This is a genomic window from Prevotella sp. HUN102, from assembly GCF_000688375.1.
GTDB lineage: Bacteria > Bacteroidota > Bacteroidia > Bacteroidales > Bacteroidaceae > Prevotella.
Map to the genome: position 1 here is coordinate 339218 of NZ_JIAF01000004.1, position 13974 is coordinate 353191.

At 41.1% G+C, this 13974-nt stretch carries 11 protein-coding genes, 1 tRNA gene and 4 pseudogenes; 11 read left to right on the forward strand and 5 right to left on the reverse strand.

Annotation, left to right across the window (positions count from 1 at the left end; genetic code table 11):
- The first annotated feature begins 201 nt into the window (after window positions 1–201).
- Both greA and P150_RS0106245 read left to right on the forward strand, forming a co-directional pair.
- Window positions 202–672: a transcription elongation factor GreA gene (gene greA / locus P150_RS0106240; protein WP_028896937.1), complete on the forward strand. Its 471-nt coding sequence runs from the start codon at window positions 202–204 to the stop codon at window positions 670–672.
- A 129-nt stretch (window positions 673–801) separates the two neighbouring features.
- A complete protein-coding gene (locus tag P150_RS0106245; protein ID WP_028896938.1) occupies window positions 802–1200 on the forward strand; it encodes an HIT family protein in 399 nt (132 codons plus the stop codon).
- Between the two features lie 644 nt (window positions 1201–1844).
- Here P150_RS0106245 and P150_RS0106250 read toward each other — a convergent pair.
- From P150_RS0106250 to P150_RS0106265, 4 genes are all read right to left on the reverse strand, one after another.
- Window positions 1845–2267 (reverse strand): HU family DNA-binding protein, encoded by a 423-nt coding sequence (locus P150_RS0106250; RefSeq protein WP_028896939.1) that lies wholly within the window; start codon window positions 2265–2267, stop codon window positions 1845–1847.
- Window positions 2268–2627: 360 nt separating this feature from the next.
- Window positions 2628–4340 (reverse strand): hypothetical protein, encoded by a 1713-nt coding sequence (locus P150_RS16090; RefSeq protein WP_036932097.1) that lies wholly within the window; start codon window positions 4338–4340, stop codon window positions 2628–2630.
- Between the two features lie 39 nt (window positions 4341–4379).
- Window positions 4380–4586, reverse strand: a complete 207-nt coding sequence (locus P150_RS0106260; protein WP_028896940.1) for a hypothetical protein — start codon at window positions 4584–4586, stop codon at window positions 4380–4382.
- 501 nt (window positions 4587–5087) lie between these two features.
- Complete coding sequence (locus tag P150_RS0106265) at window positions 5088–6179, reverse strand: mannose-1-phosphate guanylyltransferase (protein ID WP_028896941.1); 1092 nt, start codon at window positions 6177–6179, stop codon at window positions 5088–5090.
- A 507-nt stretch (window positions 6180–6686) separates the two neighbouring features.
- On the opposite strand from P150_RS0106265, the gene P150_RS0106270 reads away from it, so the two are divergent.
- The 9 genes and pseudogenes from P150_RS0106270 to P150_RS0106315 all read left to right on the forward strand — a co-directional run bounded on the left by P150_RS0106270 (window position 6687) and on the right by P150_RS0106315 (window position 12386).
- Window positions 6687–7625, forward strand: coding sequence for an IS30 family transposase (locus P150_RS0106270; RefSeq protein ID WP_028896942.1), 939 nt, complete (start codon window positions 6687–6689; stop codon window positions 7623–7625).
- A gap of 126 nt (window positions 7626–7751) precedes the next feature.
- A tRNA-Leu gene (locus P150_RS0106275) sits at window positions 7752–7833 on the forward strand.
- Between the two features lie 236 nt (window positions 7834–8069).
- Window positions 8070–8555 (forward strand): annotated as a pseudogene (locus tag P150_RS17985) (hypothetical protein); the annotation flags it as partial.
- Window positions 8556–8716: 161 nt separating this feature from the next.
- A complete protein-coding gene (locus P150_RS0106285) occupies window positions 8717–9433 on the forward strand; it encodes a restriction endonuclease (protein WP_028896943.1) in 717 nt (238 codons plus the stop codon).
- Window positions 9426–9911, forward strand: a complete 486-nt coding sequence (locus P150_RS0106290) for a hypothetical protein (protein WP_028896944.1) — start codon at window positions 9426–9428, stop codon at window positions 9909–9911. Before P150_RS0106285 ends, P150_RS0106290 begins: the two co-directional genes overlap by 8 nt.
- Window positions 9912–9918: 7 nt before the next feature.
- Window positions 9919–10191, forward strand: coding sequence for a hypothetical protein (locus tag P150_RS0106295; protein ID WP_028896945.1), 273 nt, complete (start codon window positions 9919–9921; stop codon window positions 10189–10191).
- Window positions 10192–10518: 327 nt separating this feature from the next.
- A pseudogene (mobC, locus tag P150_RS16100) lies at window positions 10519–10818 on the forward strand (plasmid mobilization relaxosome protein MobC); the annotation flags it as partial.
- A pseudogene (locus P150_RS16105) lies at window positions 10815–11736 on the forward strand (relaxase/mobilization nuclease domain-containing protein). The pseudogenes mobC and P150_RS16105, both read left to right, overlap by 4 nt.
- 2 nt (window positions 11737–11738) lie before the next feature.
- Window positions 11739–12386, forward strand: a complete 648-nt coding sequence (locus P150_RS0106315) for a hypothetical protein (protein WP_028896946.1) — start codon at window positions 11739–11741, stop codon at window positions 12384–12386.
- Between the two features lie 58 nt (window positions 12387–12444).
- Here the strand turns inward: P150_RS0106315 and P150_RS16110 are convergent.
- Window positions 12445–13967 (reverse strand): annotated as a pseudogene (locus P150_RS16110) (ATP-binding protein).
- Window positions 13968–13974 lie beyond the last annotated feature (7 nt).

Sequence of the window (13974 nt, forward strand, 5' to 3'; positions counted from 1 at the left end):
CAATGCAGCCGGCAGCAATCATCCTCAAACTAACTATTTTTAACCCCTTTCGTTTTGGATTCTCAAATATAAGGGCTACCTTTGCAGCAGAATTTAGAAACAAAGGAAATAAAAGGATATGGAATTCCGACATTATTACAGATGTCGGGATTCTATCTTTTTTATATCCGTTGAAAAACGTATTAATAAAAACAGATTATTATGTCTTATATGTCACAAGAGGGCTACGACCAGCTCGTGGCCGAATTGCAGCGTTTGGAGTCGGTAGAACGTCCCAAGGCATCGGCAGCCATCGCGGAAGCCGTTGATAAGGGCGACCTTAGCGAGAACTCGGAGTACGATGCGGCAAAAGAGGCACAGAGACACCTCGAAGCTAAGATTACCGAAATGAAGATGACCATTGCTCAGGCAAAGATCGTCGATGTTTCACGCTTGAGCGACGAAGCTGTCCAGATTATGTCTACTGTTGAAATGACCAACGTTTCAACCGGTGCAAAAATGAAGTACACCATCGTGAGCGAAACGGAAGCCAACCTGAAGCAGGGAAAGATTTCCATTCACACTCCCATTGCACAAGGGTTGCTCAATAAAAAGGTGGGAGAAGAAGTGGAGATTACAATTCCTCGTGGTACGATTAAACTTCGCATCGACAAGATTTCAATCAACCTATAAACTCAACAAGGGATGATGAAAGGATGAAGTGAAAGAACGAAGCAGCCGTTACAGCTCTCCGAGACGCAATCGGCAACCATTCGGCTTTTGCCTCATAACTTTCCCATTCCCACAACTTCTCCAAATCCTATGACAATATTCTCGAAAATAGCAGCTGGAGAAATTCCAAGCTACAAGTGTGCCGAGAACGACAAGTTCTATGCCTTCCTTGACATCAATCCTGTCGGCAAGGCTCATACATTGGTTATCCCTCGCAGGGAAGTAGACTATATCTTTGATATGGCAGACGACGAACTGGCTGAGTTTGCCGTATTTGCAAAGAAAGTAGCCCGTGCCATCAAATCGGAATTTCCGTGCAAGAAAGTTGCCCAAATCGTTTTAGGACTGGAAGTAAACCACGCTCACATCCACCTCATACCAATGAACAGTGAAGCTGATGTTGATTTCAAGAAGAAACTTGAAATTTCAGCAGAAGAACAGCAGAAGATTGCAGCCAGAATCTTTGCCGCATTCCAAAAGCTCGGCTGACATTGCGATTGACTTTTAAAAAGAAAATACGCTTGGCTCTTAAAAGAAAGCCTGTTTAGACCGAAAACAAATCTCTTCAATGGCGCAGCCCCATACAATTTCCAACAGGGCAGCCTCCATACAAACACAACAAGGCGAAGAACTCATACTGCGTTCTTTGCCTTATTGTTTTCCGTCCCGAAGATAAAAGAAACAACTATAAATATCTGAGTTCGGGACAAAATAGCAAGTCTCTCTCACAGATGCCACGGATTCACAGATTTTCTCCCACTCTTCCGAACACAGAGAAGGCAAAGCCTTCAAGGAACGCACAGATGCCTGACGGAAAACGATTGGGAATTTATTAGGAATTTATTAGACATTTATTGGGCATTTATTCTGCAATGCACCTGCCAATAAGGAAATCCGTGTCATCCCTGAAGGCTCTGCCTTCTCTGTGGCGAAAATAAACATCTGTGATTCTGTGGCATCCGTGAGAGAAACTTTTTCCATCTCCCATTTCACATCTCCCATTTCTCATCTCCCATTTCCCATCCCTCATCTCCCATTTCCCATTTCAAAACAACAGCGCAAGCTCCGTCCTCACGACGAAACTTGCGCCTAATATAAAATAGAGAGTAAAAATGTATTATTCCATATCCCTCTTACGGATTGTTGTCTTCTTCACTGCTCCCGCTGCCCTGCTGCGCAGCCTTCTCCCTCATCGTCTCGTAGGCCGTCTCGCGTAGCGCGCTCTTCAGTTCCACGCCGGGCGTGAACGTCAGGCGGGGCTTGATGGTCTCGGTGTTGAAATCCTTCTCGGTTTCGGCACCCTTGCTCGACAGCGTGAGGCGCATCGTGCCGAACTCGCCCAGCTGCACGCTGAAGCCGTCGCGCAGATAGGCGGGCAGACAGTCGGTGAAATTGGCAAGCACGTTCTCGATGTCGCCGCGCGTGAGCGACGACCGTCCTGCAATGTCGCGTGCAATGTCGCGCAGCGTCTTCCGTCCCGCGTTCACAGGACTGGCATAAACCTTTTCCTCAGTCTTCTTCTGAGGATTCTTCCGTTTGATCAGTTTTACTTTCATAATCGATTTGTTTTAGGTTAAAAAATAAAAGATAGTTACAAGGAGACCAGTAGACGAGGTTACAAGGAGATTTGTTCTGCAACTTGACAGGTTCAGAGGTTCGGAAGTTGAAAAGTACACGGATTCACAAGTCAGTTCCCTCATCTCTTTGTCCACTCGTTTCCTTGTGTCCTTGTTTCCTTATTCACTTGTAAACTCGCTTCCTCGTCCACTTGTTCACTCGTCTACTCGTAAACTTCCCCCTCGTCCCCTGAATTTTTCTCCTGTATATAAATATTTTTCTATACGCTTCCTCGAAAATTTCTAACCGTATAGAATTTTACGGGGAACCGTATGTAAATTGTTTACCGTTCGTTTCAATTATAGAAACCATGAAGGACCTGCAACATATCCCCAACGTCGCGAATCACAGTCTATGCCTACCCATTGATTATCGAAATGTAAACAAAAAGCAGCAGGTCCTTCGTGCTCTTTATCCTTATCAAATGGGTATACGAGAACTGTTGAAGACCAATAGACTCCGTAATATGCAGAATCTTTAAGTTTAAGTTTTCCATCGCTATAATATCCCATAGCTGGCAAAAAGAAATACTCGTTTACATTAGCAGGTGGATTCTGGATAGGTTTCATTCTCCAATACGTGTTCCTTTCTTCCCAGATGGTAGAAACTGCGGGAGACTGGTTCACCTCTGCTCCACTGTCATTCCAACCTTTATAATGATTACGATAGTCTATTCCTGCATATTGCGAATTATTGAAATTAGAAATGTATTGCTTTTTCTTAAACCACATACCTCCTTTATAGAGATGTTTGAGATGAGACCATAATTTATTGCCATCCCAATGAGGATTACCTTTCCAGACATACCAAATTAATTCATTGACATTTTGTGTATATTGAAATGCACGTGTTGCATTAGTAGACACCCAATTTTCACTATAAAAACGAGGATCGCCTGATGTTCGAGGATAGTTATTGCTTAATCCATTATGTACATAAGGCTGTGAGGTTTCATAATATTTCCAATAGTTGTATCCTATTTGGGGATCCCACATATAATATTCCGTATTTTGATAGATTTGGATATCAGACGTCAGATTTGCCGTGATGTCATAAACTTTGTTTGCCAGATATTCCTTGCTCGAGAGCTGTTTTGTGATGGTAGCCTCTATCTCCGTTGCAGGGTCTTTTATAGTATATTCCACCGTCAGTCTGTGCGTTCCGGGAGCGATGACCATATAGGCAGATTTGCTGACATCGCCTTTGACAGAACTTATTGGGAAGCCGGGAGTAGCTACAAGCCTTTGTTGATTGGTATGCGTGTCCCAAGGACCAGGAACACTACTGCTTCCACCCTTAGTTGTAAGAGTAATTATATTTGAATTTCCATTGCCTGAAAGTCCGTTGAAGTTGAGAGTATAACTGCCTGCTATGTTGTTGTCTGACTTCACTACCACTTGGGTAAGATATACATTTTTCGCAAGTCCTGCATTCTCGATACGCGGCATCAGGCAGAGATAGGCAGCTTTGTGGTCAAGACTGAATTTAAAGCGTCCACCGTTGCGTATTGCTGTGGCTGTTCCACAGTCGCCCGACGTTCCGAAGTGGCGGGTGCTGTTGGGCTTGTCCTGTGTCTGGCTGCCCTTAATAGTTACGTTGGTTCCACTGCTGCTGTTCTCGCCAGTATAATAAACCCTGTAACTGTTTCCTGAATAATTGCCAGGTACGTAGAAACGCGCTGAAGGCTGCGATGCCGTGATACTGCTTTTTGTACTTGCTGTTCGGCTGCTTCCATCCTCCACCCATATCTTGTCGCCTGTTTCCCACATAAAGTTGCCACCACCCAGATATTGATGGTCTCGCATTGAAGTACGTGTCATCTGTGAGCTATATGGAACCGTACTATCAGATTCCATACAGAATGCTGTACAACCGTCGAGTATATCAAAACTGGTATCAGTATTTTTTACTTCATTTGTGTCTGCTGCCGTGTCGTCATTGGCACAACTTGCCATAAACGTGAATGTGGCAAAGACAGAGAGCAGATATAAAATTATCTTATTTTTCATCATTGTTGTTTGAATTTTGTTTAAAACTATTGTGAGGCTTTGCTAAAGAATTGATTTATCGTGCTCTGACTCCTCTTCCCATTCGTCTTCCAAGAAGCCTTGCTTGGCATCTCCTGAACTTCCTCCTGGTTCTGCCGGATTATGTCTACCCTCTATTGATGCCGTCAGCAGATAGCCGTTGTTAGTCACTTGATATATCCCTATCTTGGGAGAGAGATATATTTTTTGAACCTTTGATTTTTTTTTCATTTTCTCTTGTTTTAATTTAATGAATATTCGTTGTTATTGATTGATTGAAAATTGAATAATCTGCATAAAAAAACGAACAAAGGGAACTTCATAAAAGCCCTTTGTTTACAGGTGTTACACGGCTGTCCTCGCGCGCGTGGAATAAAATGTATTTGAGGAAGTAGTCCGCCAGTGGTGCGACTATGAGAGAGAGAGAGAGAGAGAGAGAGAGAGAGAGAGAGAGAGAGTAACAAATTATTTGAAACTGCCAAATAATCCGTCATCTTTTTAGCGGCATTTTTCATACAAGAATCCACAGAAAAACCTTCGTTTCCCTGTGCCGTGCATATACCTTTTATATATAAGGAAAAATGCTGATGATAGCCGTTATGCTCTAATTCGTTCACTTAGTGATAGTTAATAATCGGGTGCAAAGATATACATTCTTTTTCATACAACCAAGAAAAGCCTGATTATTTTTCTTTTTCCATCAAGTATAGAAAAGTTTCTGACGAAACTTTTCTATACAAATTCCTCGCCCTTTTTCAATCTCACTTCATTCACATACTTCCTTATCAGTGCCGACGAATTTTCTTTCTTGCATATCAGCAGTACATTATCCTTTTCGGCAACGATGAATCCCTCTAAACCGTCGATAACTGCCAAGCGACCGTTATTTAATCTGATGATATTATTTTTGGAATTTTCAATCAGGACATCAGAATTGACAATGACGTTATCGCCATCGCCCCTGCTCTTCACTTCATAAATTCCGTGCCACGTACCGAGGTCTGCCCAACCGAAGTCGCATTTCATCACATATACATTGTCCGATTTCTCAAGCACTCCGTAGTCGATTGAGAGATTCGGATAGGATGGGAAATGCTGATTCACGAACGCAGTTTCTTCCTCTATCGTAAAGTTTTTCACACTTTCGTCGAAATTGCGGAACACAACAGGCAGGCATTCTTTCAGGCAAGCCGTAAGACACTGCACATTGGCAAGGAAAAGTCCCGTATTCCAGTACCATTCCCTGCTTTCAACAAACATATTGGCAAATTTCTCATCTGGTTTCTCCGTGAAAGCCTTTACCTTGAATATCTCATCCGTACCGGAATATTCCCCTTCCTGAATATATCCATAGCCAACTTCAGGACGAGTCGGGCGAACGCCCATCGTCAGCAAATGGTTGTTCTGTGCCACAAATTCCAATCCTTCAAGTATGTTTCGTTGAAAAGTCTCACTGTTCAGGATGCTCTGATCCGAAGGTGAAACCACAATATTAGCCTTTGGATTCAGTTTTCCAATTCTGTGGGTAGCCCACGCCACACTCGGCGCAGTATTTCTGTGAATGGGTTCAGCCATAATGTTATCATCAGGCACTTCGGGCAATTGCTCGCGAACCAAGTCGAGATATTCCTTACTCGTGTTGATAAAAATATTCTCTTGAGGAATGAATCTTAGGAAACGGTCGTAAGTTTGCTGCAACTGCGTGCGCCCTTCGCTGAAGAAATCCACAAACTGCTTAGGAAACTTTTCCTTGCTCACAGGCCAAAGGCGACGTCCTTTTCCACCTGCAAGAATCACACAATAGTTATTGCTGTTTTTAGTCATTATCATAGTCTCGTTAGACTTATTAAATTAACATTCCAAAGTTACCTTTTTATATCAACGAACCCAAATGTTTTAAGAAATAAATAACTATTTTGTGAATATTTTTATGCAGCTTATTATCTCCTCCCTTATCTCGCCTCAGGCCTCTTCATTTCCCATATTCCGTCTATACTTCCATCCACAGCCAATATTAATAATCGCATTCGTAGAGTCAACCAGCAAGTGCAAAATTACAAAACGTGTTTGAAGAACTGCAAGTTCCAAAACTTCTCTCCTCTATATCAAAATTCCATTCAAGCAGCATTCCATCACTCTTCCCTGCCTATAAATTTGAAGATTCCAAATCGAAGTGCAAAAAAGAGTAGCCCTCGCCGAGAGATGCAGACGTTCTCGAAGCGTAGCGAGAGGTTGTCTGCATCTCTCGCCGAGGAAAAAGCAACAACCGGCAATACAAATTAAAAAAGGGAGACCGAAGTCTCCCCAGGATTAACTAACTTTGTATTGTTTATGTACCATCAATTAATCTCGGAGCAAAGGTCGCAAATTTTCGCCTTACTTCAAAAGAAAACCGCAAGAAAAGAAATTGCCGCCATCGTCGGCATCAGTCAGGCAACACTCTCACGTGAAATCAAACGCAACAGCACGCCCTCGGGAAAGTATATCTGGACGAAGGCGCACGACATGGCCATGGAGCGCAGGAGGCGAACGGTGAGCAACTCCAGGCTCTCCGACGAATTGGTCTGGAGAATCAAGGAATATATCGTTAATGACCAATGGTCTCCAAGACAAATATCAGGGTATCTGCGTGTGAATGAGGGGATAAAGGTGTCCCATCAGTCCATCTACAACATCATCCACAATGACCCTACAGGGAAACTTGCCGGGCACACAAGACATCAGATGAAATACAGGCATCACCCCAAGGGTGGGCATCTTCCTGTCAAGGACAGGGTGAGCATCCATGAGAGAAGCAAGGAAGTGGACGGGAAGAGATTTGGAGACTTTGAGATGGACCTGATCGTCGACCCTGCCCAAAGGGCCATACTCACACTGGTGGAGAAATCCACCAATATGTTGCTTATGCAGAAACTGCCATTTGGGAAGCAGTCGAAACCTCTGGCAAAAGCAGTCAGGAGACTGCTGCTGCCATACAAGGACAGACTGAAGACCATTACCACTGACAACGGACCTGAGTTTGCCGCACATAAGGATATCACGAAATGGTTGGGCGTGCCTGTGTACTTTGCAGATCCATATTGTCCATGGCAAAAGGGAGCCATTGAGAATACAAACAAGTTAATCAGACAATATATACCTAAAAAGGATTCCTTTGAGAACTATACGAACAAGAGGATTATGGCCATACAGAAGAAATTGAATGAAAGACCAAGGGAAAAACTAAACTTTTCCACACCAAAGTGCGAGTTCTTCAAACATGTGTTGTAATTTTGCACTTGCTGGTTGACTCTACAAATTCCACTTATACTCCCCTTGACACACATTTTTTCCGTAAAAAATTTGCGTTCTTCAGATTTTCTCTATACCTTTGCAACGCTTTAGTAAAAGGCTATTGCCCAGATGGCGGAATAGGTAGACGCGCTGGTCTCAAACACCAGTGGAGCAATCCATCCCGGTTCGAGCCCGGGTCTGGGTACTATAAATCCCTTGTAAATCGTTGATTTGCAAGGGATTTTTATTTTTCAACATGTACTAAAAGTGTACTATGTAACAATACAATAAGAAAAGTGTACTTTTATAGTTTTTCGCCACTCAGATTTATAGTTAATTAACAATAACCTTTCCCTTTTATTCTGTTTCTTTCCCTTTCTTAGCGTTTTCTCCAACGAATGCCCTATCTTTGCAAGCAGTACTCATCTTAGAAATTGCAAACTGGAATATGACAGTCTAAAGATACAGTTTGACAATATTCAACGAATATTAAGCTACTGCATCACTCAAACCTACAATGTGTTCATTGGAAATATTCTGAGAAAGAAGAGTTGTATTAGCAATATACAACTCAAAGAGATTTGGCAAAAAGAATATATCCGAATAACTGATGAACTTTCTTCTATTTATCTGAATTATCCTGCCCTTGCATGTGTAGAGAAATACTACACAGATGATAACTTTCTGTGGGAAAGCACTTTCTTTGAATCACTGACCAAAGAACAAAAACAGAAATATACCTCCTTCTCTGTTTCTTCATTTGAATATGCGAAGTACATTGAGAGACACACCACATATAATAATATCCTACCGATGTTCTCGTACCTTATTAATGCAATTCTGTATGAACGGTATGCAAAATATCTCACAGGAGAAATAGAACAAATTGAATTAACAGAGGCACAAACCACTTTGGCTTGCTCTACGGCTTAATAAAGATGAAACACCATTTCAAAATGACATTCCAATACATTTGTTATTAAGCTCTATACTAAAAGTTGAAAATCTCTGAAAATCTTATAAATTCCGCAAAAAAGAGTGTGTAATTGTTTTTTTAAAAGTAGTTTTACACTAAAATATTAAGAATCATGACACCAAGAGAATTTGAGCACAAAGTTTCAGATTATTATAAGCAACAAGGCTATAAAACAATTATTACACCTTATTCAGGTGATTGGGGGATTGATGTTATTGCCTCAAGGGGGAAAGATAAATTAGCCATTCAAGTGAAGATGTATGGAGGCTCATCCAGAAAAATAACACGCCTGCAAATGATGCAACTATATGGAGCTATGGCATATAAAGATTGTACACGAGCTGTAATGGTAACTGATGGAGATTACATGCCAGATGCTATAGATGTAGCCATAAAATTGGGCATAGAAGCAATTTACTTAAAAGATAATTCTATGCAACTGCTCAAAGAGCAGAACTCTAAAAGTGCTATAGAAAATGAGACTACAGTAAAGGGACTAATGGCGTTTGACGAGATGTGGGAAAAATACATTATGCCATTAAAAGGCAAGACGCTGAAGACTAAAAACAGAGAGAACAAAATCGTCAATGTCGACTGGGGCGGTATCGTTAGGAGCACCTCTAAAGGTAATCGTGGTAAAATAGAAATTGAAGACATTAAAATGGCTTATAGCCTGCTAGAAAAAAACGGTATTGTTGAACGAAGCCTAATAAATCAATTTGTAAAACGTTGTTCTTCCGGAATAATATTATTGCTATCTCAAGTACCATTTATTGGCGTTAAAAAGAATCCTACCATACAACTTTATGTCAAAGAGAACTATGAATGATATTACCCAAATATTAAAAAATGATGGCTTCAAGGGATTTATTTCTGTGGGAAACCTTATGCAAAGTCATAAAATAATTCCCGCACATAGTGGAGTATATATCCTCTTACGCTTAAAAGATTCTGAACCTGAATTTCTTGAACGAGGAACCGGTGGCTTCTTCAAGCGGAAAAACCCGAAGAATCCAAATGTTTCTGTTGCAGAACTGAAAGATAACTGGATTTCAAATGCTGCGATTGTTTATATTGGAAAGGGCACATCTTTGAAGACTCGGCTTGGAAGTTACCTTCGCTTTGGAGAGGGAAAATTTGCTACTCATTGGGGTGGCCGATACATTTGGCAGTTGAAAGATTCACGTGAACTAGTCGTATGTTGGAAAACCATGGATGAAGATCCACGTGTAGTTGAAGAAAGAATGATAGCTAAGTTCAAGAAAGAACATGGTGGCAGACGACCTTTTGCGAACTTGAAAGACTAAACAGACTATGAAGAAACTCAACAAAGATTTTTTGCATGGTCTATTTACGAGTATCATCATACTGGGTATGATTTATGGCTGCAACATCTATTTTTCATTGCAGGAGCGCAAACAAAGAAAAGAATGGCATAAGCAGAAAGATAAACGTAGAGAAAAAATGAAGAAATATCGTGAAGCTTTGCAAAAACAGCGTGATAGTATAAGAGTTAGTAAGAGTATGATGAGGAATTTGTTGATCGCTCAACTGGAGATTTTGAGTTATATGAATAAGCCTTATTGATGATTCTTCTTTGCTCCACATCAACGACGAGTGATGAGGGTGTATCATAATTGATATTCCCTCTTCATATTATTAATAGTACATCTAAAAAAGAAGCAATAAGTTATTCTGTAAATTCCTAGAAACCAGCTTTATCCGGCCCTACTCTACAAAGGTACTTACCACGCATAGATTTGATATTACGCATAATTGTACTACTATTCAACCCAGCAATAGAAGCCATTTCTTCCTCTGTAATATAAGGATTTGCAGCCATCAACTGTAAAACAAAGATACCGTTCGCTATAAGCTTATCACTTTGTTTGACAGCTTTTTCTATTATTCTACCAAAAGAAATACCACATCACGGTAAAACTCACCACAGAGGATTACTACACGCTCAAAGGCAAAGCCAAGAACGCAGGAATATCCATGAGTGAGTTTGTAAGAAAAGTTCTTGAGAAAGGAAATGTCATAGAACGGCTGACCATAGAGCAGGCAGACTTCATTCGCAAGTTGTGTGGCATGGCAAACAATCTCAACCAGTTGGCACATCGTGCCAATGCGGAAGGGTTTCATGCCATTGCTCCTTTCCACAAAATCGTCATTGGCAAGATTGACGAAATCCTAAACCTGATACGAAGATGATAGCCAAGATAATGAAAGGTTCGGGCTTCAAGGGTGTCATCAGCTACATCCTTGACCCGAAGAAAGGAGTGGAGCTTTATAGACTGTTCCGGAGTGAGAACAGACAGCATAAGCCATCTTGTCCAAAGTTTCATCGACCAAACGGAACTGAATCCACGAGTAAGTAAGGTTGTCGGACATATTTCCCTGAGTTTCTCCGCTCAGGATTCTCCCAAACTCAGCAATGAATGGATGACGAAAGTGGCGCGTGAGTATATGGAGAAGATGAGGATAAAAGATACACAGTATATTATCGGTCGCCATTTTGACAAGGGACATTCGTATGTTCATATCGCTTTCAATCGGATAGATAATAATGGCAAGACCATTTCTGACCGTAACGACAGATTCAGGAGTGAGAAGTTTTGTAAGGAACTGACCGCCAAATATGGTTTGTATTTCGCCGGTGGCCAGGAGAATGTCAAGGAACACCGCTTGAAAGAACCCGATAAGACAAAATATGAAATCTATCAGGCATTGAAAGCAGAAATAGCTCAGTGTAGGGATTGGAAAGAGCTTCTTATTCACTTGAAAGAACAAGATATTGATGTCCGTCTCAAGTACAAAGGCAACTCGCAAGAAGTTCAGGGTATTATCTTCAAAAAGAACGGTTATCATTTCAATGGTTCTAAGATGGACAGGAGTTTCAGTTATTCCAAGATTGACTTTGCCCTTCAACAGAACAATAGGGAACACGAGCAACAGATGCGAGGAACGACAAACCTTATCTCTAATGTTGCAGATGCCACAAGCGAAATAGCCAACGAACTCATAGAAGGAGGATTGGGATTGTTCCAGACTCATGGCCCAGTCCTTGTGGAGGTTTACAATACACTCGACAAAAAGAAGAAAAAGAAAAAACGTAAAATACATTTATAATTATGGCAGACAATAATACATTTGTCCTCTTTGAGGAAATCAAGAACAAGCTGGAGACAATTTACAGGGAACTGAAAGAGCTGAAAGAAAAGGAGAACAACTCTTCCCCTTTCCCTGTCCCCTCTACATCTGTACGACATGACAACCAGCAGGAACAGGAATTGCTCTATCAGTACAAGCTGCGGACAAAAGTCATTCTCAACAAGTACATTGATGTGCAAAAGTGCATCAAGGACGAGGAGGCTAAATCCATAGACAAATTGGTGGCAAGTGTCTTGACCATGCTGCACGAGTGGCAGGAGCAGAAAGAGCATCCACAACCGCAGGAACCGATTCACAGGCACAGCTTTGATATCAAGTCCTCGAAAGTCTTTACCTATGTGGTTGCAGTGTCTATCCTTTGTCTTGTTTCTTTGGTCGGTAACTACTTCCTATGGCAAAGCAAACAACAATACAAGGATGATGCCTTGAAATTCCGTATCATCAGAGTGTGGAGAGGTTGCAGCCCAAAGGAAATCCTATGGCTCAATGATGTGTTTGACATTCATCGAAATGAAAAGGTAATCAAGTTAATTAAGGAAAAAGTCAATGGTTACGATATGGATTTGAAACAAAAGGTAGATAGTTTGATGCAAATGAAATTGAAATAACCCTATATGAAGCAAGCCCAACCAAGCGAGAATTTTGGTTGGGCTTGTACGCTACATCTTAATCTATGATTTCCCAAAAGCCACCATTATCTGGTCCAACACGACGGAGGTACTTGTTACGCATATATTCGATGTTACGCATGATAGAGGTGGCACTAATTCCTACGGCAGCAGCAAGTTCAATCTTAGTAATATAAGGATTTTCAGCCATTAATTGCAAGATGGTTATACGATTTGATGTTAATTTATTACCATTTTCTAATGCTTTGGCTACAACTTTCTCCACTATTACCTTTCGGTTATCAGTCCCTCTATCAGATACCTTTGGCTGTTCATCAGTAACCTTCTCAGATACCTTTAGGTGTTTATCAGTCACCTTATCCGTATTTTCTTTCACAGACTTCTCTTGCTCCACCACAACCTTCGGCACTGTAATTTTCAAAATAAAATCATCTAGATGGAAAGATAGATGCGGTGTACCATTAGCTTCCAACTCTCCGCACACACGATCTACACCTTCTCCAAATTCTTTTACAAAATCGTATGCCTTAAGAAATTGAGCAATTTTGGGATTACGAGAGAAGTGGGTATATCGGATATTTTCAGGCTTAACAGTACCAGGTAATCTTCCAGGCGACTCAAAAACAATGCGATTGTCAAGCATCTTAATTTGTATTTCCGTACCCTTGATATTGTAGGCACGATGGCAACAAGCATTGACAACCATCTCTTGAATTACAAACTTTGGGTAATCCCTATTGGTTACAAACTGCCCATGCTATCCAAGAAATGTATGCTCCTTTACTTGAGTTTCAAGATAAGCAATCGTGGCTTTCACTTGGTCAAGTATCGTTCCCTCAAAGGTTACATCCTTGATGACATTCATCTCTGTACCCACTCGTTCCTCTGTTCCTTTATAGTGGATGAAGCGAGTGCGCCCACGAGGAAAGAACTTTTGAGGATATTTACCAAACAACAGAATACAAGCCACACTAACTTGCTCCTCTCCCTTTGCATTGGTAGTTATGAAACTATTATTCTCATGTAGATATTGCTTTGCCGATTTAGTATAGCCAATCAATTCTGTATATCTTTCAACAGCAGCCATATCAATGTCATCAGCCGTAGCACCATACACAGCCGTATCTTCATAGTAGCGTTCTCCCTTATCGTACATCAACTGTATGCGTTCTTCAAAAGACAACTTCCTACTTTTGTCGCCAACACGCATAAAAGCTTCATCGGCTTGATTGACATATAATTCAAAACTTGCAGGAATGTGCATCAATAAAATATGATTTTCGTTTCCATCTTTATCCGTGTATGGCAACAATTCGCTAGTAATAGTCACGGAAGTATTACAGAAGTCCAAAAGCACACGAAGCAACTCATTAAGTTTCTCTGTATATTGATCCACACCTCCTACCTTTCTCGTCTTATCAGACGCACCTATGGCAATTACACCACTATCAGCATTGGCAAATGCGACGACTGGAATAGCCAACGCCTTGAGGTTAATCAGAAGCTTTTGCAGTCAAACTTCTGATTTTCTTTACGAGTCTGTTTTTCTACTATTGCCATATCTGTT